Source organism: Saccharopolyspora terrae, from assembly GCF_004348435.1.
In the GTDB taxonomy this organism is placed as follows: Bacteria; Actinomycetota; Actinomycetes; order Mycobacteriales; family Pseudonocardiaceae; genus Saccharopolyspora; species Saccharopolyspora endophytica.
This window is the reverse complement of the sequence record NZ_SMKS01000013.1, coordinates 66,020-86,737: the sequence shown is the minus strand read 5'-3', so window position 1 is coordinate 86,737 and position 20,718 is coordinate 66,020. Positions and strand designations below refer to the sequence as shown.

Annotated in this window: 21 protein-coding genes; 12 read left to right on the top strand and 9 right to left on the bottom strand. The window is 67.1% G+C overall.

Annotated features, from left to right (window positions below; translation table 11 throughout):
- The first annotated feature begins 37 nt into the window (after nucleotides 1–37).
- Genes E1181_RS10970 through E1181_RS10960 form a run of 3 tightly spaced genes read left to right on the top strand, consistent with a single transcriptional unit; the run spans nucleotide 38 to nucleotide 1,644 of the window.
- The gene (locus E1181_RS10970; protein WP_132673877.1) at nucleotides 38–475 is read left to right on the top strand and encodes a roadblock/LC7 domain-containing protein; all 438 of its coding nucleotides are present in this window, start codon (nucleotides 38–40) and stop codon (nucleotides 473–475) included.
- 7 nt (nucleotides 476–482) lie between these two features.
- Complete coding sequence (locus E1181_RS10965) at nucleotides 483–1,037, top strand: DUF742 domain-containing protein (RefSeq protein ID WP_132673876.1); 555 nt, start codon at nucleotides 483–485, stop codon at nucleotides 1,035–1,037.
- Complete coding sequence (locus E1181_RS10960) at nucleotides 1,018–1,644, top strand: GTP-binding protein (RefSeq protein ID WP_132673875.1); 627 nt, start codon at nucleotides 1,018–1,020, stop codon at nucleotides 1,642–1,644. The genes E1181_RS10965 and E1181_RS10960 overlap by 20 nt, the downstream gene beginning before the upstream one ends.
- A gap of 94 nt (nucleotides 1,645–1,738) precedes the next feature.
- On the opposite strand, the gene E1181_RS10955 is transcribed toward E1181_RS10960, so the two are convergent.
- Nucleotides 1,739–2,551 (bottom strand): SAM-dependent methyltransferase, encoded by an 813-nt coding sequence (locus E1181_RS10955; protein WP_132673874.1) that lies wholly within the window; start codon nucleotides 2,549–2,551, stop codon nucleotides 1,739–1,741.
- 208 nt (nucleotides 2,552–2,759) lie between these two features.
- Between E1181_RS10955 and E1181_RS10950 the strand changes: the two genes are divergently transcribed.
- A complete protein-coding gene (locus E1181_RS10950; RefSeq protein ID WP_132673873.1) occupies nucleotides 2,760–3,503 on the top strand; it encodes an SDR family NAD(P)-dependent oxidoreductase in 744 nt (247 codons plus the stop codon).
- Nucleotides 3,504–3,729: 226 nt separating this feature from the next.
- On the top strand, nucleotides 3,730–4,512 hold the full coding sequence (locus tag E1181_RS10945; protein WP_132673872.1) for an isocitrate lyase/PEP mutase family protein: 783 nt from the start codon (nucleotides 3,730–3,732) through the stop codon (nucleotides 4,510–4,512).
- Here E1181_RS10945 and E1181_RS10940 read toward each other — a convergent pair.
- From E1181_RS10940 to E1181_RS10930, 3 genes are all read right to left on the bottom strand, one after another.
- On the bottom strand, nucleotides 4,467–5,210 hold the full coding sequence (locus E1181_RS10940; RefSeq protein WP_132673871.1) for a dienelactone hydrolase family protein: 744 nt from the start codon (nucleotides 5,208–5,210) through the stop codon (nucleotides 4,467–4,469). The two genes, E1181_RS10945 and E1181_RS10940, sit on opposite strands and share 46 nt — an antisense overlap.
- A gap of 108 nt (nucleotides 5,211–5,318) precedes the next feature.
- On the bottom strand, nucleotides 5,319–6,329 hold the full coding sequence (locus E1181_RS10935) for a peroxidase-related enzyme (protein ID WP_132673870.1): 1,011 nt from the start codon (nucleotides 6,327–6,329) through the stop codon (nucleotides 5,319–5,321).
- Nucleotides 6,330–6,382: 53 nt separating this feature from the next.
- A complete protein-coding gene (locus E1181_RS10930) occupies nucleotides 6,383–6,787 on the bottom strand; it encodes a VOC family protein (RefSeq protein ID WP_132673869.1) in 405 nt (134 codons plus the stop codon).
- Nucleotides 6,788–6,865: 78 nt separating this feature from the next.
- On the opposite strand from E1181_RS10930, the gene E1181_RS10925 reads away from it, so the two are divergent.
- Nucleotides 6,866–7,825, top strand: coding sequence for a nucleoside hydrolase (locus E1181_RS10925; protein WP_132673868.1), 960 nt, complete (start codon nucleotides 6,866–6,868; stop codon nucleotides 7,823–7,825).
- 204 nt (nucleotides 7,826–8,029) lie between these two features.
- On the top strand, nucleotides 8,030–10,174 hold the full coding sequence (locus E1181_RS10920) for a KAP family P-loop NTPase fold protein (protein WP_132673867.1): 2,145 nt from the start codon (nucleotides 8,030–8,032) through the stop codon (nucleotides 10,172–10,174).
- Nucleotides 10,175–10,232: 58 nt separating this feature from the next.
- Here E1181_RS10920 and E1181_RS10915 read toward each other — a convergent pair whose 3' ends face one another.
- Both E1181_RS10915 and E1181_RS10910 read right to left on the bottom strand, forming a co-directional pair.
- The gene (locus E1181_RS10915; protein WP_132673866.1) at nucleotides 10,233–10,445 is read right to left on the bottom strand and encodes a DUF397 domain-containing protein; all 213 of its coding nucleotides are present in this window, start codon (nucleotides 10,443–10,445) and stop codon (nucleotides 10,233–10,235) included.
- Between the two features lie 13 nt (nucleotides 10,446–10,458).
- Complete coding sequence (locus E1181_RS10910) at nucleotides 10,459–11,319, bottom strand: helix-turn-helix domain-containing protein (RefSeq protein WP_132673865.1); 861 nt, start codon at nucleotides 11,317–11,319, stop codon at nucleotides 10,459–10,461.
- 834 nt (nucleotides 11,320–12,153) lie between these two features.
- Between E1181_RS10910 and E1181_RS10895 the strand changes: the two genes are divergently transcribed.
- Nucleotides 12,154–12,387, top strand: a complete 234-nt coding sequence (locus tag E1181_RS10895) for a hypothetical protein (protein ID WP_132673864.1) — start codon at nucleotides 12,154–12,156, stop codon at nucleotides 12,385–12,387.
- A gap of 429 nt (nucleotides 12,388–12,816) precedes the next feature.
- Here E1181_RS10895 and E1181_RS10890 read toward each other — a convergent pair whose 3' ends face one another.
- On the bottom strand, nucleotides 12,817–13,137 hold the full coding sequence (locus E1181_RS10890) for an SAM-dependent methyltransferase (RefSeq protein WP_235876672.1): 321 nt from the start codon (nucleotides 13,135–13,137) through the stop codon (nucleotides 12,817–12,819).
- A 145-nt stretch (nucleotides 13,138–13,282) separates the two neighbouring features.
- On the opposite strand from E1181_RS10890, the gene E1181_RS10885 reads away from it, so the two are divergent.
- A complete protein-coding gene (locus E1181_RS10885) occupies nucleotides 13,283–13,717 on the top strand; it encodes a VOC family protein (protein ID WP_132673863.1) in 435 nt (144 codons plus the stop codon).
- Nucleotides 13,718–13,784: 67 nt separating this feature from the next.
- The gene (locus tag E1181_RS10880; protein WP_132673862.1) at nucleotides 13,785–14,432 is read left to right on the top strand and encodes a class I SAM-dependent DNA methyltransferase; all 648 of its coding nucleotides are present in this window, start codon (nucleotides 13,785–13,787) and stop codon (nucleotides 14,430–14,432) included.
- A gap of 223 nt (nucleotides 14,433–14,655) precedes the next feature.
- On the opposite strand, the gene E1181_RS10870 is transcribed toward E1181_RS10880, so the two are convergent.
- Nucleotides 14,656–15,090 carry a helix-turn-helix domain-containing protein gene (locus E1181_RS10870; protein ID WP_132673861.1) on the bottom strand — a complete coding sequence of 145 codons (435 nt, stop codon included), beginning with the start codon at nucleotides 15,088–15,090 and terminating at the stop codon, nucleotides 14,656–14,658.
- A 44-nt stretch (nucleotides 15,091–15,134) separates the two neighbouring features.
- The gene (locus tag E1181_RS10865; protein ID WP_165944589.1) at nucleotides 15,135–15,788 is read right to left on the bottom strand and encodes a TetR/AcrR family transcriptional regulator; all 654 of its coding nucleotides are present in this window, start codon (nucleotides 15,786–15,788) and stop codon (nucleotides 15,135–15,137) included.
- 122 nt (nucleotides 15,789–15,910) lie between these two features.
- On the opposite strand from E1181_RS10865, the gene E1181_RS10860 reads away from it, so the two are divergent.
- Both E1181_RS10860 and E1181_RS10855 read left to right on the top strand, forming a co-directional pair.
- Nucleotides 15,911–18,643 carry an MMPL family transporter gene (locus E1181_RS10860; RefSeq protein ID WP_132673859.1) on the top strand — a complete coding sequence of 911 codons (2,733 nt, stop codon included), beginning with the start codon at nucleotides 15,911–15,913 and terminating at the stop codon, nucleotides 18,641–18,643.
- Between the two features lie 5 nt (nucleotides 18,644–18,648).
- On the top strand, nucleotides 18,649–20,700 hold the full coding sequence (locus E1181_RS10855) for a YhgE/Pip domain-containing protein (protein ID WP_132673858.1): 2,052 nt from the start codon (nucleotides 18,649–18,651) through the stop codon (nucleotides 20,698–20,700).
- The last annotated feature ends 18 nt before the right edge of the window (nucleotides 20,701–20,718 follow it).

Sequence of the window (20,718 nt, the reverse complement as noted above, 5' to 3'; positions counted from 1 at the left end):
AGACACGTGATCATCTCGGCAACGAACAGGAGGTTGCATGAGCGCACAGACTATTTCCCGCAGGTTCGGCTGGCTGATCACGGACTTCACCGAACGCGTGCAGGGAGTGGCGCACGCGATCGTGGTCTCGGCTGATGGACTGGTGCTGACCGCTTCGGCGACTCTGCCCAGGGATCGCGCCGATCAGCTCGCAGCTGTGGCCTCTGGTCTGCTGAGCCTGACGCAGGGATCGGCGAAGTGCTTCGAGGCCGGCCGGGTCGTGCAGACGATCGTGGAGATGGACCGGGGCACCCTGCTGCAGATGGGCATCAGCGACGGTTCGTGCCTGACGGTGCTCGCCGCGCCGCAGTGCGACATGGGACTGATCGCCTACGAGATGACCATGCTGGTCGAGCGCGTCGGCCAGATGCTCACCCCGGAGATCCGCACCCAGCTGCAGAACAGCGCAGGCGCGGTTTCGGGTCAACTGGTGTGAGGACGAGATGAGCAGACGCTCGGAATACCCACGCCGAGACCGAAGACGGCAGAACTCGGGCGATGACAGCTTCGCCGATGTCGTCAACGCGTTCACGTTCGGCGCCAAGCCCAAGCGGGACAAGCGCAAGGGGCGCGAGGAGCCGGAATCGCCGCAGGCCCACGAGCTGGACCAGCGTGCCCGGACGGTGTCGCAGGACCCTGCCGACGCCGCTCCCGAGGCCCCCGCTGCCTCCAGCATCCGGTCCTACACCTGGACCGGCGGCCGGACGAAGTCGAACTACGAACTGGCCATCGAGACCCTGGTTTCGGTCGGCGAGAATTACCGACCCGGCGCACCGGTCCGGCTGGAGCACCAGTCGATCGCCGAGCTGTGCCAGCAACCGCGTTCGGTGGCCGAGGTGGGGGCACTGCTGTCGGTGCCGATCGGGGTCGCCCGCGTGCTGCTGGCCGACATGGCCGAACTCGGATTGATCACCGTGCACAACACGGTGAGCGAAAGCGGTAGCGCACCACACATGATGTTGATGGAAAGGGTTTTGAGTGGACTCCGTCGGCTATAGCGCACCCCAGCTCGGCTCCATGCCGGAGGCTGCCAACCGGGGTGGCACCAGCTCGACGTCGGCGAAGATCGTCGTCGCGGGCGGGTTCGGTGTGGGCAAAACGACGTTCGTCGGTTCGGTCTCGGAAATCGTTCCGCTGACGACCGAAGCGGTCATGACGGAGGCCTCCAAGGGCGTCGACGACCTCGACGCGACTCCGAACAAGACCACCACGACGGTCGCCATGGACTTCGGCCGCATCTCGCTGGCCTCGGACCTGATCCTCTACCTGTTCGGCACGCCCGGGCAGCAGCGGTTCTGGTTCATGTGGGACGACCTGGTCCGCGGTGCCATCGGCGCCGTCGTGCTGGTCGACACCCGCCGGCTGGCGGACTCGTTCTCGGCGATCGACTTCTTCGAGGACCGCGGCCTGCCGTACCTGGTGGGCGTGAACATGTTCGACGGTCAGATGCTGCACTCGCTCGAACAGGTGCGGGAAGCGATGGCGATCGGGCCCGAGGTGCCGATCGGCCCGGTGGACGCCCGGGACCGGGAATCCACCAAGCGCACCCTGATCGCGCTCGTGGAACACGCGATGCGGCACTGGACTTCGCGCCAGGCCATGTGAGCTCGACCGGGCGCCTTTGCGGTCACGGGTGGCGGTTTCGACCGAGGAACTGCCACCGACCCCGGAAAGGCGCCCCTCGTGCCGACTTCCGGAGTCAGCGCTTGCGGCCGACGCCGCCGAGCAGGTTGTACTCGCCGTCCGAGGGCTCGGTCAGGCGCGGTCCGTCCGGCCACCAGTCGAAGAGGTTGACCAGGCCGGGCTCGATCATCTCCAGGTCGGCGAACAGCTCCTGGATGCCCTCGCGACTGCGGTAGAAGCAGCTGCCCATCATCGAGTTGAACTTGACCTGCGACTCCTCGGCGAGCTGCGCGCGGGAACTGCCGTCGCCCGGGTTGTGCAGGTGCGAGATCGCCAGGTACGAGCCGGAGGCCAGCGCGTCGAGGTAGGTGCACATGATCGCCGCGGGGTTCTCGTCGTCGGTGACGTGGTGCAGCGTGTTGCTGTGGATCAACCCCACCGGGCGGTCCAGGTCCAGGTACTTGCGGACCGACTCGTGGTTGAGCACTTCCTCCGGCTTGCGCAGGTCTGCGACCGCGAAGTGGGTGAACTCGTTCTCCTCCAGCAGCGCGCGGCCGTGCGCCGCGACCGAGGGGTCGTTGTCGACGTAGATGACCGTCGCCTCGTGGTTGATCCGCTGCGCCGCCTGGTGGGTGTTCTCCGCGGTCGGCAGGCCCGATCCCAGGTCGAGGAACTGGTCGACACCGGCGTTGCCCGCCATGAAGCGCACGACGCGGATCAGCCAAGCGCGGCACTGCCTGCCGACCTGGATGGCTTCCGGGGCCAGCTGCTGAATCTGCCGCAGCACCTCGCGATCGACCTCGAAGTTGTCCTTGCCGCCGACGAACGCGTCGTACACGCGCGCGATGCTGGGCTTGGTCGTGTCGATCTGCGGGTGGGCGTCAGCCATGAGAGGAATCCGCTCGGTTGCCTTCGTGGGAACGATCTCCTACTAAGAGTAGGCCGGGGGCTTCGGCCGGTAAACAGCCCTCCGTTTGAGGTGCCGGTGAGTTTCGCGACTGAGCCGGTCGGCATTCCTGCGGGAGAACGGAAATCGTTGCCCGGCGAGCCACCGGGGGTGCACCGGCCGTTGCCCGGGTAGTGGCAGGATGACCGCGATGAGCGGAGCGGTACTGATCCTGGGTGGCCGGAGCGAGATCGGCGTGGCGGTCGCGGACCGCCTGGTGCGGCGCGGGAACGGCAAGGTGATCCTCGCGGCCCGGCGTTCGCAGGACCTCGACGACCAGGAAGCGGCGCTGCTGGAAGCGGGTGCCGACGAGGTCGTGCGGGTCGTGTTCGACGCGGCCCGGCTGGACACCCACGAAGCCCTGCTGCGCGACCTCGCCGAGGAGCACGGCCCGATCGGCACCGCGGTCATCTCCTTCGGCATCCTCGGTGACCAGCAGCGCGCCGAGTCCGAGGCCGCGCACGCGGTCGACGTCGTGCACATCGACTACGTCGCCCACGTCAACGTCCTCACCCACCTGGCGAACCTGCTGCGCGAGCAGGGCCACGGCAAGATCGTGGTGTTCTCCTCGGTCGCCGGTGTCCGCGTCCGCCGCGCCAACTACGTCTACGGCTCCGCCAAGGCCGGCCTCGATGGCTTCGCCAACGGTCTCTCCGACGCCCTGGTGGGAAGCGGTGTGTCGCTGCTGATCGTCCGGCCGGGCTTCGTCATCGGCCGGATGACCACCGGCATGGACCCGGCCCCCTGGTCGTCGACACCGGACCAGGTCGCCGACGCGACCGACAAGGCCCTCCACCGAGGCCGCCGGGTCGTCTGGGTCCCCGGCATCCTCCGCTGGGTCTTCGCCGCCATGCACTACGTCCCCCAACCCCTCTGGCGCCGCATGCCCCGCTGACGGGGGTGCCATGCCGCGTGCCCCGCTGACGGGGTGCCATTCCGAGGAAGCGCCCTGCCGAGGGAGCGTCGTTCCGAGGGTTACCGCCTCGGCGAGGGCGTCGTTTCGAATTTCGCGCGAAATTCGAGGTGGAACTTTCCCGCTCGAATTTCGCGCGAAATTCGAATCTCCTCACCCCGACGGGTGAAGGCGCGATGTGTCGGCCCCGGCCTCTACGGTGCCGGGCATGGACTTCCACGCGCTGCACGAGGGTGCCGAGCCGCTGCTCCTGCCCAACGCCTGGGACTTCGTCTCCGCGGCTGCGCTGGCCGAGGCCGGGTTCGCCGCGATCGGAACAACCAGCCTGGGCGTCGCCGCGGTTCACGGCGTGCCGGACGGCAGCGGGGGAACGAAGGACGAGACGCTCGACCTCGCGAAGAAGATCGTCGGGCTGCCGGTTCCGATCACGGTCGACGTCGAGGCGGGTTTCGGGCTCAGCCCTGCCGAGATCGGCGATTTCGCCGCGGAACTGGCGGATCTGGGCGTCGCGGGCATCAACATCGAGGACGAGCTCTGCGCCCCGGAGCTCCACGAGCAGCGCATCGCAGCGATCCGCGACCGAGCTCCCGACCTGTTCCTCAACGCCCGCACTGACACCCACTGGCTCGACCCGCACCCGACCCTGCCCGACGCGCTGGAACGAGCCCGCCGCTACGCCAGAGCGGGAGCGAGCGGTGTCTTCGTCCCGGGCATCAGCGCTGAGGGCGACGTCCGAGCCCTGGTCAACGCGGTCGACGTCCCGGTCAACGTCCTCTACAAGCCGGGTCAGAGCATCGAGGAGCTCGCCGCACTGGGTGTCGCGCGGATCAGCACCGGCTCGCTGCTCTACCGCGCGGCCCTGCACGCCGCGGTCGCCACCGCGCGGGAGATCCGCGCGGGTGGTGCCACGGCGGTGGACGTGCCCGGCTACCAGGCGGTGCAGGACTACATCATCGGTGGCCGGCGGCGGGGTTCCGGCGGCTTGAAGTGACCGCCGTCGGGGCCGGTCTGCTTGCTGTGCCCGGCACCGAGGTACTTGCAGAACCACCGGTCGGCGAGCTCGGCGACCTTCTCCAGGGCTCCGCGTTCCTCGAAGAGGTGCCCGGCGTGCGGCACGATCTCGATCTTGACGTCGGTCAGGGGCAGTGAGGTGAGCAGCTCGGCGGCCTGCCGGTTGAGGTTGAGGACTTCGCGGTCGTCGCCTCCGACGATCAGCAGCGTCGGGGCCTGAACCTCGGCCAGCCCGTCGCCGCCGAGATCGGGACGACCACCCCGCGACACCACGGCGGTGACCCGGTCGGGACGGCGCGCGGCGGCCTTCATCGCGGCGGCGGCGCCGGTGCTCGCGCCGAACAGGCCGACCGGCATGCCGCGGGTGGACCGCCAGGATCCGAGCGCGTCGATGGCGGGCGTGAGCCGCTCGGTCAGCAGGTCGATGTCGAACCGGTACTCGTGCGTTCGCTGGTCGGTCGACGCCTCGGCGGGCGTGAGCATGTCCAGCAGCAAGGTGCCGAAGCCCGCGTTCTGGAGTGATTCGGCGACCGCGCGGTTGCGCGGACTGCGCCGTGAGCTGCCGGAACCGTGCGCGAACAAAACCACCGCCCGTGCAGGCGGTGGCATCACGAGGTCCCCTTCGAGCTGTCCGGCGGGGGTTTTGACGATCACTGGCTCGGTCGTGAGTTGAACCATGGGGAGCCTCCCTCGGTTTCCGCACGCAACGACTACCCGGACGGGCCCGTCACGACACGCCGCAGGTCACCCCACTGTCACCTGATGGAGGCCGATCCGCAGGAGGATCTAGGAGCGCACGGCGTTGCCGAGGGTCATGATCAGCCGGTTGTCCCAGGCGAACATGGAGGACACGGCGACCAGGTCGTGCACGTCGTCGACGTCGAGCCCGGCGGCGTGCAGCCGTCGGACGTCGGCGGCGGCGAGCGCGGCCGGCGTGTAGGTGAGGGCTCCGGCGACGTCGACGACGGCCCGCAGCCGCTCATCGGCGATGGCGGCGGGACCGGCCTCGGCGAGGACCACGGCGGTCAGCGGATCACCGGAGAGCTCCACCTGCCGCTTGCCGTGCACGGCCGTGCAGTAGCCGCACCCGTTGATCAGCGAGGTCGCCAGCGCGGCGAGCTCGCGATCAGCCCGATCCAGCGCGCCGTGACCGGTCATGATCGCCTCGCGCAGCAGGGTCTGCGCCGACAGCACGCCGGAGTCGAGCTTGAGGGTCTCGGTGAAGTCGCCGCCGGACACGACCCGCGACACCCACCGCATCGAGGGGAACGCCTGGTCGGGCGTCGACAGCGCGAACCCGTCGGCCGCCGCACCGGCCTCGATGGTGATCCCGGCCTGGGACGCGGGACCGTCCCCGGCGCCGGCGACCAGCCGCAGCCCGCTCTCCAACCGCACCCGGAAGCTCGCGTAGGCGGCGACCTGCGTGGCGGTGACGACCTGGGCGGGGCTGAAGTGCTCCCGCAGCTCGGCGATCTCGTCGGCGCCCACGTCCGCCGGGTCGAGCGCGACCTGCTCGCAGTGCGCCAGCAGCGCCTGCGTCGCCTCGGGCAGCTCACCCCAGCGCTCGACGTCAGCCACGACCTCGGCGTCGTCGAGCGCGACGGCCACCGAATCGGCGTAGGAGGGGGACTCGTTGACCAGCGCGACGCGCAGCGCGATCCGCGCCCGATCGGCCTGGCCCAGCTGGGACTGGTCTTCGGGGCGGAGCACTGCGGCGTCGGCGTTCTCGGCGGCTTCCCGGACGTCCGGCCGAAGCACGGTGAGCGTTTCTGCTGCGCGATCGCTGACGGTCGTCATCGGCTCCCAATCGAATCGGAACGGATGCGCAGACCTTAGCGCTGCAAGATCGCTCAGCTGCGCGGGAGGTTGAGCTGCCAGGAAACGCCGTAGCGGTCTTCGACCCAGCTGAACTTCCGCGAGAACCCGTAGTCGTCCGGCGGCATCATCACCGCGCCGTCCTCGGAAAGCGCCTGGTGGAGCCGGTCCTGCTGGGCCTCGTCGACGCAGTCGACGTACAGCGACACCGACGGCGTGAAGTCGAAGGCGTGCGACACGGGCGAGTCGATGCACATGTGCTGCCGCCCGCACAAGGCGAACGTGGCGTGCTGCACGGATCCTTCAGTCCCCTGCTCACCAGGGCCGTATCGGCTGATGGCGAGCACTTCGGCGTCGTCGAACAGGCTGATGTAGAAGTTCATCGCCTCCTCGGCCTTGCCGTTCTGGAACATCAAGAACGTGGAGATCTGCGTCGGCATCTCGCCTCCCTGGTGCGCGGGCTGATCGCCGGGCGAGTATTGCGGTTGCGACCGACATCCGCCCGGACAGGAGCCGACATGACGACCCCGAAGGTCCCTCTGGTGATCGACACGGACACCGCGCAGGACGACTGCATCGCCCTGCTCGTCGGCCTCCTCGACCCCCGCGCAGACCTGCGCGCGATCACCATGGTCGCCGGCAACGTCGGCTTCGACCAGCAGATCCGCAACGCCTTCCTCACCCTCAACGTCGCAGGCCGGCTGGGCGAGGTCCCCGTCCACCTCGGCTGCCGCCGCCCCCTCGTCCGCCCATGGGAAAGCGCCGAGAACGTCCACGGCGACGGAGTAGGCGGCATGACCATGGACATGACCAACTGCGAACCCGACCCCGAGCACGCCGTGGACACCCTCATCCGCCTGGCCGCCGAATCCCCGGGCGAGCTGACGATCGTCTGCATCGGCCCCCTCACCAACATCGCCACAGCCACGATCAAAGACCCGACGTTCGTGGACAACGTCAAAGCCCTGTACGTGATGGGAGGCAGTAACAACGCCCGCGGAAACATCACAGCAGCAGCAGAATTCAACTTCTACGTCGACCCAGAAGCAGCAAAGGCGGTCTTCGCAGCAGGTTTTAACATCACCCTCATCCCCTGGGCCCCGCTTACCCTCGAGCACGCAGTCTTCGGCCCAGACCAACTGGCTGAGATCGAAGCCCTCAACACGCCCTTGTCACGGTTCTTCACCCGCGTCTGCGCCGCCACCCTGGACTTCGACCGAAGCGTCGGCATCAACGGCACAACCCACCCAGACTCCCTAACAGCAGCGGTGTTGCTGCATCCGGAGCTGGTCACCTGCACCGGCGACTACCACGTGGATGTGGAAACCCAAGGCGAGCTCACCCGCGGCTATTCCGCGATGTCGTGGGGTGTCCACGGTCTGGTGTCCAACGCCACGGTCGTCGAGGAGGTTGACGCCAACGCGTTTTACGACTACCTGGGACGAACCCTCGCTGGAAGGCAGGGCCAACGTGTATGAAGTCCTGACGTCTCGATCGCGACTTAGCCGGGACATTGAGGTCAGGTTCGTGTGTGAGCTCGAGCAAGGTTGAACTTCGTCCGCCAGCACTGCCATCTGACGCCCTGTTCGCGGGTCCTCCACTCGTGTGAGCCTGAGAAATACCTACATGCAGTTGAGCATTCTGATCATGCGATGGGGTGACACCGATTAGGGTGCCGCGCTGTGGCGATCGACGACGACGGATGGGACATCGAGCCGGGGACTGAGCTCCGCCGGACCGAGCTGCACGCGCGGTATGGAGGAAACCGCCAGAGTGGGATTGCGCCGATTGCGGGCTCTTCGAACATCCTGATTTTCACTGGGGATGGCGGCGGCCAGTACGGCTACACGTACGACGGCTGGCACGAGGACGGGACCTACCACTACACGGGGGAAGGTCAGACGGGCCCACAGGATTTTGTGCGTGGGAACAAGGCCCTCTCGACTCCAGGGCGCAGGGTGCGTCTCTTCCGGGACGGAAGTAAGAAGGCTTACGTCGAGTACGTGGGCGAGTTCCGGCTTCCTGAACAGGAACCTTGGTACTACGGCGAGTCGGCCGGAAGCGATGGCCAACGACGGCGGGTCATCGTGTTCAGGCTCGAGCCTCTGGACCCCGCGGTTGTTGAGCCGCCGGAAATCTCTGACGGTGAACGTCCCAAGATGCGAGGCGACGTCGACTTAGTCGAGGAGGCCGAGTCCAGCGCGGAGTACTCGTCCGAATCCAATGGAAAACCCCTGGCTCCAAAGTCCGACCACGACAAGTGGAGCAGCGACAAGCCGGCCACGAAGGATGAGCTCAAGCGCGACGGGCTCGCCGAGGTCATCGCGCGCCGTATCAGGAACTTCTCCAACGATGAGCCGGATGCGTCGTTCCTGATTCACATCGACGGCCCGTGGGGCACGGGCAAGAGTACGATCCTTGAACTGCTAAAGAAGAAGATCAAGGACGACTACCTGGTCGTGGAGTTCGATGCGTGGAAACACGCGAGCGTGTCGCCTTCGTGGTGGGCGCTGCTGGCTCAACTGCGGGCTGAGATCTCCCGAGATCGTGGACGGTGGTGGAGCCGAGCCAGGTTCCGCATTGCGGAGGTAACCAGGCGCGCGTTTCGGGGTAGTACGCCGTACATCGCGACGGCTCTTATCGTCGGCCTTGCGCTCCTAGGGGTGTGGATTGCCTGGCCGTACGTCGCTCCGCCGAAACCGGCTGCCTCGCTCGTGAGCAGTGCGAAGCTCTGGCTCGGCGTTGTCGGGGCCATCGCTGCGGTTGCGTTGGTCATGAGCCGCTTCGTGTGGTGGGAATCTGCGCGCGGCGCGAAAAGGCTCGAGCAGGTTCACAAGAACCCGATGGACGAAGTGACCTGGTATTTCAGCTGGCTGTTGATGAGTTCGAAGAAGCGCGTCGTTTTCTTCCTCGATGACCTCGACCGATGCAACGATCGTCACGTCGTGGACCTGCTCGACTCGGTGCAAACCTTGGTCCGGGACTCTCCGAATGAAGGCGGGAAGGCTGCGTACTTCGTGGTCGCCGCACATGGAAGCTGGCTGCGGCGGTCGTACGAGGCGGCTCACGAACCCTTCAAGGGTGCGGTTGATGAGCCTGGGCGCGGGCTCGGGCACCTCTTCATCAACAAGCTGTTCCAGCTCACTGTCCCGATGCCGACGTTGAGCGCAGGCACAAAGAAAACCTTCTTGGACAAGGTTATTGGATTCCAGAAGACAGACGGATCGGTAGAGAAGAGCGGCGACGCTGGCCAGACGTCTGCTGAGCAGGACGACCAGTTGGATAGCGAGCTTCGGATCGCTGAGAGCGACGAAGAGATCATGGAGGCCTACCGGGCCGCCTCTCCGGAGGTTCAGGCACGTAACGTTCACCGTGTTGTTGAGAGTTTTGAGTCAGTGAAGGTGTCCGAGACTCGGGAGCACACGCTCCAGAAGTTCGCCAAGTTGCTAGACAGCAATCCGCGCAGCTTGAAGCGGTTCACCAACACTTACGGCGTGCTGAGGTCCGTGCGGACTCTTGAAGGCAGTGACGTGGAAAGCGACACGCTAGCGTTCTGGCTGGTCTTGCAGACGCGGTGGCCGATCTTGACCGACTACCTGGAATCGAACGTCAACGCACTGGATGACGCAGAAGAGGGCTTCCAGCTGAGCCTGCTCCCCGATGAACTGAAGGCGCTTCGGGAAGACCCTGAACTGCACTACGTGCTTCGCCGTATGCCTGATGGAGTCAAACTGACACCGGACGCGATAAGGGCCTGTTGTGGTGCCCAAGCAGTTCCGGATGACGACGAGTCGGAGAAGAAGGAAGAACCTGCGCAGGAAACATGAGAACTTCCCGCTTGCGGGAGGTGAAGCCGCGACCAATTCCAGCGTCGGAGAGGGCTGTCTACTGCGGGTCGAGTCCGCCAGTCTTGACCTGCAGTAGCAGTGAGTTCAGCGAACTGCGCGGAAAGATGAGTGCCGGTCCGGAAGGGTCTTTGCTGTCTCGGATGGCGGCCCAGGTGGTGCCGTCGGTTGCCAGCTCGACGCAGTTGGCGGAGCCTCCGCTGCTGCGGCTGCTCTTTCGCCACACGGCGTTGGTCAGGTCGGGCGATAACATGCGCTCAGCTCCACTACGCGAGGTCCTGGATCGCTCGGTCGAGCGCTGACAGTGTCTCACGTTTTCCGAGGGCGGCGATCTGCAGCCGATCGAAGACCATCTCGTAGACGGGGACGTGCGGGGCACGGTCCCAGAAGTCAGCGCTGGTCAGGTCTTCGAGGTAGACGTAGGTGGCGTCGACCTCGGTCAGGTAGAGCAAGGTGAAGGGTGTTTCCAGCGCTGCGTGCTCTCCGGAGCTGAACTGGAGAACCTGCAAGGTCACGTGCGGGAGCTTCGCGATTTCGCGCAGGTGCTCCAGCTGGGCGCGCAGGACGTCAGGGCCTCCGACTTGCCTGCGTAGTGCGGCTTCGCCCAGAACGAGCTGAACTTCTGGTGGGTCGTCTTGAATGATGATCTCTCGCCTGCGAGCGCGCGTCTGGACGAGACGATCTATGTCCGCAGCTGCGACCGTGACGGAGGTCGAGAGGATCGCCCGCGCGTAGTCGTCGGTCTGAAGTGGTCCGGGCATGAGCTCGCCGTAGTAAATCTTGAGGATGTCGGCGTCGGCCTCCATGCCGATGTATCCCTTGGCCCAGTCAGGAACCTTGCCGTAGCTACCGCGTTTCCGAGCTGCCTCGGCAAGGCTTCGGACGTGCGCGGATTCTTCCTTCGGCGCTCCGTACAGCTTCAGGAGCTGGTCGATCTCCTTCAACGTGACCGTGCTCTGCCCGAGTTCGACGCGGCTGACCTTGCTGACGTCCCAGCCGAGGGGAGTGGCGACGGCGTCGCGTGAGGTCACGCCGGCTTCCTCCCGTAGACGACGGAGTTCCCGGCCTAGCTGAAGCCGAAGGACCTTAGGGCCAGGAACTTTTCCCGTGCGGCCGGGCTTCGCCATGCGGATTGCCTCCTCGCGGCAGTGATCGTCTGGGCCAGCCAAGAGTTTGCCTGCTGAGTGCTACGTGCAAAGCAAGATGCCTCTTTCGTGTAGAAGCTAACTTGCATTGCAAGTTGTACTCTAGCTTTCACTCCGGCTGGTCGTGTCGGGGGTATGTCCAGCTCGGGCCGAATCTGGAGGGCAGTTTGAAGACGGAAACAAGGCGGCCTGGTGTGCTGCCGGAACCTTGGATGCACCCGCATCTCGCGGCGTTGGAATCCTGCGTTCGGGCTGGCTTTCGGTTCCGGTACCTGCCCACGCTCGAAGACATCGCCGCTGTGCATGGGATTCGTGTCGCTAACGGAGCGATGGACGTGTTGGTAGCTGAATTCCGCGGAGAGTGCATCCGCCGCCCGGTTCCGCATGGACGGCCTCGAAAGCGCGGCCGCTCCGCCTGCCTTGTGGCACAAGCGCGGTGCTGTTGCTGATGTGGTCATGGAACTACTCGAACTCGCATCTCACGGTTCGTCGGGCGCTCCTGCTCGGGCGAGCGAGCGTGCGAACGATCTGTGGGTGCCCTGTGATTAGCCCGGGTCACTACTGGCTTCCGGTTGTCGACGGAGAGCAGGGAGTTCGTCACGCCTTCCGAGGCCGGCGGTGGGAAGGGCAGTCGGCGGAGACAGCCGTCTGCGGTTGTCACGTCGCGATGGCTCAGCCATCTGAGATGGATTGGGTGACCTTCAAGTCCTGCGACGAGTGTCGCTTCGTACTGCTTGCCGAAGCCGGGATCTCGCCGGCAGCCGTCTCTGTTGGCTCGTTCGACGAACGCAGAAACAAAATCTCATAGGAGCAAACATGCAGGTACACGACCCAGATGAGACATGGCGGCGGATTCGCAGGTGCGTCAGTGACTGGCGAGCAGCACTCGACTACGTGGAGATGGTTCCGGGTTCGGTTGACCGGCACCTCGAGTGTGCCGACGAGATGGAGGTCGAGGTCATGGTGGCTCTCGAAGGCTTCATCACGTGGATCGACACAGGCGGCCGCCTGCCGTCGGAGCTCGCGGACCGCGCGACGGCGCGGAGTTGAGGAGGCTCGATGGCGTGGCAGAACCCGGCGACAGGCTTCTGCGTTCGGTGGTGCAGTTAGGTCGGGTTGACCGCGGTCATGGCGGTTGTGTCGGCTGCTGTTTGGTTCGTGGGGTGCGGTTAGCGGAGTTGGATCTTGCGGAGTGGGTCGCCGCCATCGGTGTAGAGGGAGGCTCCGGGGTGGAGGGCTTCTTTGATTCGGTGGCGTGCTTGGAGTCCTGCTTGGGGGTGGCGGCCGTCTAGGGAGTGTTTATGAATTGCTTTGCTTGGCGGTGCGGGTAGCGGAACCTGATCGGCTCCGTGGACTCCGTGCGCCGCTCCTGATGTATGCCAATACACGGCATCCCGGCGTACTCGCCACGAAGCCGATCAGAACCCGCGGCGGTGCCGGCTGAGTCCCACACCTGAAACAGCGGCTTGCGCCGCATTCTTAAACAGCACCTAGGGCGCCTACTCGGATGGCGAAGGCGAGGTCGAAGGGTTCTTCTCCTGGTTCGAGGGTGAAGTCCTCGGCGGAGACGTGGCGCGTGCTGAGGAGGCCGTTGCCGATCTCGGTTGCGGCGTTGCGTTCGGTGAGTGCGATGCCCTTGGCGGAGCGGTCGATGACCAGGATGTGCCCGCCCGGCGCGATACGGCGGCAGACCTCGCGCGCTGCTGTTCCTGGTGCGCCTCCGATTTCCAGGACGCGCATGCCCGGTTCGAGGGGGAGCGCGTCGACGATGGCGGCCAAGCGCGGTGAGAGTCCCGGCATTGTGTGCCTCCCTGCGGTGGGGCTCGTGGCGACGAGTTTCTGTTAAGAGTCCCCTCATCGCGACAGCTGCGGCAGGACGTTAGCGAGAGCACCGAGCCGTGAAAAATGGCGCGCCTCAGAGGGAAGGCATCGCTACGCTGGGGTGATGGGGTCGGTTAAGCAGGTTCAGATCACTTTTGATTGTGCGGAGCCGGAGCGGGTGGCTCGGTTCTGGTGCGAGGTGCTCGGGTACGTCGTGCCGCCTCCGCCGCCTGGGTTCGAGTCCTGGGGTGAGTTCGATCGGTCTTTGCCGGCTGAGCGGCAGGGGGCGGCTTTCGCCTGCGTTGATCCCACCGGTGTGGGGCCTCGGTTGTTCTTCCAGCGGGTTCCTGAGGGCAAGGTCGTGAAGAACCGGGTGCATCTCGACGTGCGGGTCGGGACCGGGCTCGTGGGGGAGGAGCGGCTTGCCGCGCTGGAGGCGGAGTGTTCGCGGCTGGAGAAGCTTGGGGCCAGGCGCGGAGAGCTGCTCGTCGCTGATGGGTTCAACGAGTCGTGCCAGGTGATGCACGACGTCGAGGACAATGAGTTCTGCCTGGACTGATCAGGTGGCCACCCGGCTGAGCGGGGCATCATCTAGGGCGTGCATCCCTGACCGAAGGGGCTTGTTGATGAGCTGGTTGAGCGAGGTTCGGGAGTCGTACGACGCGATTGCGGTCGACTACGCCCACGAGACGCGTGACCTGCTCGACAGGCTGACCCACGTGCGTGCGGGGGTCGTGCTGTTCGCCGACCTGGTCCGGGCGATCGGGGGAGGGCCGGTCGCCGATGTGGGGTGCGGGCCAGGGCACACGACCGGGCTGCTGCGGGAGCTTGAGGTGGACTCGTTCGGCGTTGACCTGTCGCCCGCGATGATCGAGATCGCTCGACGGGAGCATCCCGATGCGCGGTTCGAGGTCGGGTCGATGACGGACCTCGACATCGACGACGAATCCCTGGCCGGCGTGATCGCGTGGTGGTCGCTGATCCACATCCCCGACGAGGCGGTTCCGGGAGTTCTCGCCGAGTTCCACCGGGTTCTCAAGCCGGGCGGAGTGCTGGCCGTGGGGTTCCACGTCGGTGACGGGCGGGAAGCCCGGACCCGCGATGACCTGCCCGAACCGGTCTACGGCCACCTCCGCCAACCGTCCCGCGTGGCCGGCTGGCTCCGGGAAGCGGGCTTCACCGTGGAATCGGAGCACCTGCTGCACCCGGACACGCCGCGACCGGGAGCGATCCTCTTCGCATGCCTGCCCCGGCCGGTGTCAGCCGAACACTGACCAGCAGATCTCGTTGCGGCGTTGTTGGTCCCCCAGGACCAGGTTCCGGATCTCGGCGGGGAGTTGGGTGCGCTGCCAGCGGCATTCGGCGTGCCCGGCCGCGGAACCCGCGGCCGCCTGAACGGCTTTGCGGCCAACAGCGCGATCAGGTGGTGGTCGGCGTCCGTGAGGGTTCCGCCGCGGCGGATGGTGATCAGGCGAGGGTCGCGGACCTTCGGCAGGATCACGGGTTTTCCGCGGTGAACAGGCCGCTCTCGCTGTTGAGGACTGAGTCGAGGAGTTGGAGGACCTCGGCCGTCTCGGCCATTTCACCGATGACGATGATCTTGAGGCGTTTGCGGTCTTCGTCGTGGATGGTTTGCACGCGCAGGGTGCGGTCGGCGCCGACGCCCGCGAGGACGAGGGTGCCCAGGCGGTCTGCTGCTGAGCGGTCGACGCCGTCGATCTGGACGATGCTGGAGACCTCCACCGCGCCGGCGGTGTGGGCGGGTTCGGTCGGTCTGCCGGTGAGCTGTTCGAGGTCGGATCGGGAGATCCGGTACTGCTTGCCGATGCGGACGGCGTTGAGCCTGCCCGAGCGGATGTAGCTGCGAACCGTGCGCACGTGCAGGCCGAGGAGTGCTGCGACCTGCTCAACCGAGTACATATCTTCCTGCATCGGCTCTCATTTTAGGTCATGAAGAGGAATGATGCGGCAACGCGTCACGTGGGGTCGCCGGGTTCGATGAACGACTGGACCATCCTGGGGAAGATCTGCGTGAACAGCGGTTTCGACGTCGACGAGGCGCCGGTGAACGCCGCGTGCTCCAGCTGGGCCTCGTAGACCGAGGTCAGCGCGCGGACGGCGTCGCGGGTGTCGACGACCAGGCGCAGGTTCAGCCGGTCCAGCGCTTCGTGCAGCAGCTCGGCGATCGAGTCCGTGAGGTGTTCCAGGGATTCGCCGGCGCGCTTGCGCAGGTGCGGGTCGCGCAGAGCGTGCGCGCGGAACTCGGTGACCAGCATGTACCAGTTCTGGTCGGCGATCAGCGACTCCGCGCAGGCCGTGCCCACCTTGACGATCGCGTCGTGCAGCGACTCCCGGTCGGCGATGCCCTCGACGAGCACGTCGTCGACGATCGCCCGCGTCTTCTGGATGCGCAGGCTCATCTCCTCCTCGTACACCGCGAGGAACAGGTCCTCCTTGGTGTCGAAGTTCGAGTAGAAGGCGCCGCGGCTGAAGCCGGCGGTCTCGCAGATCAGCTCCACCGGCGTGTCGCGAATGCTGTGCTCGGAGAACACCTCGCGTGCGGCGTCGATCAGGCGCCGACGCGTCTGCGCCCGTCGCCGTGTTTCGCGTTGGCGCGGTTGTTCGGTCATGCCGGGCATTCTCCTGGGGTGTTTCGGCTCACAGTTCAGTGCGGCCACGAGCTAGGTGGATCTCGGAAAATATACAGTCTGTATCGCATACACCGTGTATCGAAATACCGGGAGTGTTCCCCTTGTCTTCGTTGCTTTACCGGCTGGGGCGGGCAGTGGTCCGCGGTCGAGCCTGGGTGCTGGTCGCGTGGTTAGCCCTGCTCGCGGTGCTGGGAACCGGTGCCGCGCTGTTCCAGCAGGGCATGGAGACCGAACTCTCGATCCCCGGCTCCGAGTCGCAGGACACCCTCGACCACCTCAACAACGTTTTCCCTCAGATGAGTGGCTCCAGCGCCCAGCTCGTGGCCACCACACCGCCCGGTGAGCGCATCGACTCCCCCGAGGGGCGCGAGGCCATCGAGTCCCTGATCCACCGGGTCGAAGGCCAAGAGGGCGTGACGGCGGTGATGAACCCGCTGTCGGACATGGTCAAGAACCAGGTCTCCGCCGACGGCGACACCGCGCTGATCACCGTGCAGCTCAGCTTCCCCGCCACCAACGTGCCGGACTCGGTGAAGAACGGCCTGCTCGCCGAAGCCGACACCCTCGAGAGCCAGCTCGGCCCCGGCAGCGACGTCCACGCGGGCGGCTCGATCTTCGCCGTCAACATGCCCGCCGTCGGCGCCACCGAAGCGGTCGGCGTGATCGTGGCGCTGCTGGTGCTGCTGCTGATGCTGCGTTCGCTGGTCGGCGCCGTGATGCCGCTGATCACCGCGCTCGTCGGCGTCGGCGTGTCGATGACGATCGTGCTGCTGTCGACCGCGTTCGTCACGGTGTCCTCGGCCGCGCCGATGCTCGGTCTGATGCTCGGGCTCGCCGTCGGCATCGACTACTCGCTGTTCATCGTCTCGCGCCATCGAGAACAACTCGGGGCTGGACTCGACGTCCCCGAATCGATTGCGCGCTCGGTGGCCACCGCCGGATCCGCGGTGATCTTCGCCGGCGTCACCGTGATCATCGCGCTGCTGGCGCTGGCCGTTCCCGGCATCCCGTTCCTGACCGTCATGGGCATCCTCGCCGGCGTGTCGATCGCCGTCGGCGTCGCCGCGTCGCTGACCGTCATCCCCGCGCTGCTCAGCTTCGCCGGAGAACGGCTGCGCCCCAAGCGCGCCCGCGCCAAGCGCACGACCCGCTCCCGCGCGCGCACCAAGTTCAGCCTGCGCTGGGTCCGCGCGGTCACCAAGGCTCCGCTGCTGACGATCGTGATCGTCATCGCCGGGCTGGGGATCTGCACGCTCCCCGCCGCCGACCTGCGGCTCTCGGTGCCCGACGCCGGAGCTCAGGCCGTGGGGACCCCGGCGCGCGACACTTACGACGCCGTCGCCGAGCAGTTCGGCCCCGGCTACAACGCGCCGCTGATCGTCACCACCGACGTCATCGGCACCAAGGACCCGCTCGGCCAGGTCAACGGCATGGCCGACGAGATCCGCGCGCTTCCCGGTGTCGCCGCGGTCCCGATGGCGACTCCGAACGAGACCATCGACACCGGCATCATCCAGGTCATCCCCACTGCCGGCGGTGAGTCGCAGGAGACCGAGGACCTGGTGCACCGGCTGCGCGACATGAGCCCGCACTTCGAGCGGACCTACGGAGCCGGCATCGCCGTCACCGGCATGACCGCCATCGGCATCGACCTGTCGGAGAAGCTCAGCGACGCGCTGCTGCCCTTCGGCGTCATCGTCGTCGGGCTGACGCTCGTGCTGCTGGCCATGGTGTTCCGGTCGGTGTGGGTGCCGATCAAGGCGGCCTTGGGCTACCTGCTGTCGGTCGGTGCGACCTTCGGCGCCACGGCGTTCGTGTTCAACCAGGGCAACCTCGCCGAGCAGCTCAACATCACCCACGTGGGCGGCGTGATCAGCTTCCTGCCGCTGCTGCTGATGGCGATCCTGTTCGGCCTGGCCATGGACTACGAGGTGTTCCTCGTGTCCCGGATGCGCGAGGACTACACGCACCACCGCGACGCCAAGCGCGCCATCGAAGCCGGCTTCTCCAACGTCTCGCCGGTCGTGGTGGCCGCTGCGGTCATCATGATCTCGGTGTTCGCGGCGTTCGTCCCGCACGGCGACTCCAACATCAAGCCCATCGCCTTCGGACTCGCCGTCGGCGTGTTCGTCGACGCCTTCATCGTGCGCATGACGCTCGTGCCCGCCGTGATGGCGCTGCTCGGCGACCGGGCCTGGTGGCTTCCGAAGTGGTTGTCGCGCAAGCTTCCCGCGCTCGACGTCGAAGGCGAGGCTCTGGAGCACGAGATCCGGCTCGCCAACTGGCCCGGCAACGACGAGGTCGTCAGCGCGCGCGGGTTCGGCGTGCGCGACGACCGCGACGAGCCGATCTTCGAAGACGTGCGGATCGCGTTGCGGCCCGGCGGAGTGCTGGCGGTGCAGGGCGATGACGACGACCTGTCCTCGGCGATGCTGCACGCGCTCGGCGGACGGCTCAGCGGCGTGCGCGGCGACGTGCGCGTGATGGGTTTCCTGCTGCCGCAGCGCGCCCGCGCCGTCCGGTCCGCGACCGCGCTGGTGCGCTGCCGCGACAGCGAGGCACCCGCCGCCGAGATCGCCTCGGCGCTGACCGAGGGCGTGCGGCTGGTGCTCATCGACGAGCTCGACGCCGTCGCCGACACCGAACAGCGCCGCGAGATCGCCCGGCTGCTCGCACAAGCGTCCACATCGGACGGTGAGCCGGTGGCCTTCGTGGTCACCCACCAGAACCCGAGCCTGGTCTCCGGCCTGCTGCCGGAACACCGGCTGAGCACGATGCGGCTTTCCACGCGACCGGACGCCCCCGCGTTCGCCGGCCGCCTCCTGGAGGTGTGAGGGACATGCTGAACCCGTTCGCGCACGCGAGCAGGCGCGCAGGCGGCTCGGTCGGCTGGCGCACCTGGACCGGCTTGATCCTCGTGCCCGTGCTCATCGTCGGAGTGCTGGCCTGGGCCTTCTGGGCGCCGATGTCCCAGCACGGCGCCGCCAAGGTCGCGGTGGTCAACAACGACGAACCCGCCACCATCAACGGGCAGATCGCCCCGCTCGGCCGCGAGATGGCCGCGAAGCTGGTCAACAACACCGAGTCCGGCTACTCGTGGGAGATGACCGACACCGACGACGCCGACGAAGGCCTCAGCGAAGGCCGCTACTCGGCCGCGGTCATCATCCCGCCGCGGTTCTCCCAGAACGCCGCCTCGGTCATGACCGGTGAACCCCTCGACGCCACGCGCGCCGGCATCCAGGTCAAGACCTCCCCGGCAGCGGCACCCGCCGACGCCGCCGCGGTGTCGGCCGCGGCCCGGCAGAGCGTGTCGGTGTTCAACAAGCAGATCCTGGAGCAGCTGCTCGACGGCTTCTACGGCGGCTTCACGCAGATGCACGACCAGCTCGGCACGGCCGCCGACGGTGCCAACAAGCTCGCCGACGGCAGCGGGCAGCTCGCCGACGGCATCGGCCAGCTGTCCACCGGGGTCGGCCAGCTGACCGGCGGAACCGGGCAGCTCGCCGACGGCGGCAACCAGCTCGCGGACGGAACCGGGCAGCTCGCGGGCGGTGTCTCGCAGCTCTCGGGCGGTCTCACCCAGCTGCACCAGCAGATCAAGCAGATGCCGGCGCAGACCCAGCAGCTCGCCGACGGCGCCAAGCAGGTCGCGGCCGGAAACCGGCAGATGGCCAACACCTTCACGCCGCTGGCCGATCAGATCCTGACCGTCACCGACCAGATCCCGACCGAGTCCAGCACCCTCGCCAGCCTGCGGAAGCTCCTCGCCCAGTGCCCGCCGGAAGGGGCCACCGTCGACCTGTGCGCAGGGTTGCGCGCCGAGGTCGACCGGCTCAGCCAGCAGGAAGGTGCGCTGGACTCCATCAAGGAGCGGATCCAGAAGCCGGCGCGGGACATGCGCGACGGCATGCAGGGCCTGGCCCACGGGTCGGAGCAGGTCGCGCAGGGCAACCAGATGCTCGCCGACAAGTCCGGTGAACTCGTCGCCGGTGTCGGCCAGCTCGCCCAAGGCGGGCAGCAGCTCGACGGCGGCGCGCAGCAGCTCGCCGGGGGAGCGCGGCAGCTCGCCGACGGGCTCAACCAGTTCAACGGCGCATCGCAGGAGCTCGGGACGGGTGTGCAGGCGCTGGCCGACGGCAGCAGGCAGGTCGCCGACGGCAACCGCCAGTTCGCCGACCAGATGGCGCCGGCGGGCGACAAGCTGCCCAGCTACTCCGACGACGAGCGCGCGCACCTCAAGACCGTGGCCGCGAGCCCGGCCGCGCTGGAGTCGAGCCTGCCCGGCTTCGGCAAGTCGCTGATCGCGCTGCTGGTGGCCATCGCCTTCTGGACCGCGGCGATGGGCGTCTACGCGGTGACCCGGGCGGTTCCGGCCGACGCGTCCACCTCGCGTCGCTCCACCTGGCGTCTGGTGCTCGGTTCGGTGGTGCCCGGTGTCGCGGTGGGCGGGATCGGAGCGGTGCTGGTGAGCACGGTGCTCGCTCCGTTCCTGGGACTCGGTTTCGGCGGTTGGCTGGCCTTCACCGGGGTGACGCTGCTGGCGGCGCTGGCGTTCGTGGTGGTCAACCAGGCGCTGGTGGCGGTGTTCGGCAGCATCGGGCGGATCATCGCGATCGCGGTGCTGGTGCTGGCCGCCGCGACGGGCGTGGTGTCGACGGTGCCCGGATTCCTCCGCGACGTCAGCGCTGTGCTGCCGACGCAGGGTGCGGTGCAAGCGCTTTCGGCGATCGTCACCGGTAGCGGCGGGGCTCTCGGCGGGGTGCTGCAGCTCGTCGCGTGGCTCGTGGCCGGTGGCCTGGTGTTCGCCCTGGCGGTGGACCGGGCTCGCGTCGTCCCGTCGCGCCAGTTCCGCCGCCGTCCCTCGCCCGGACCGCGTCCGGCCTGGTGAGGATGACCGCCCACGACC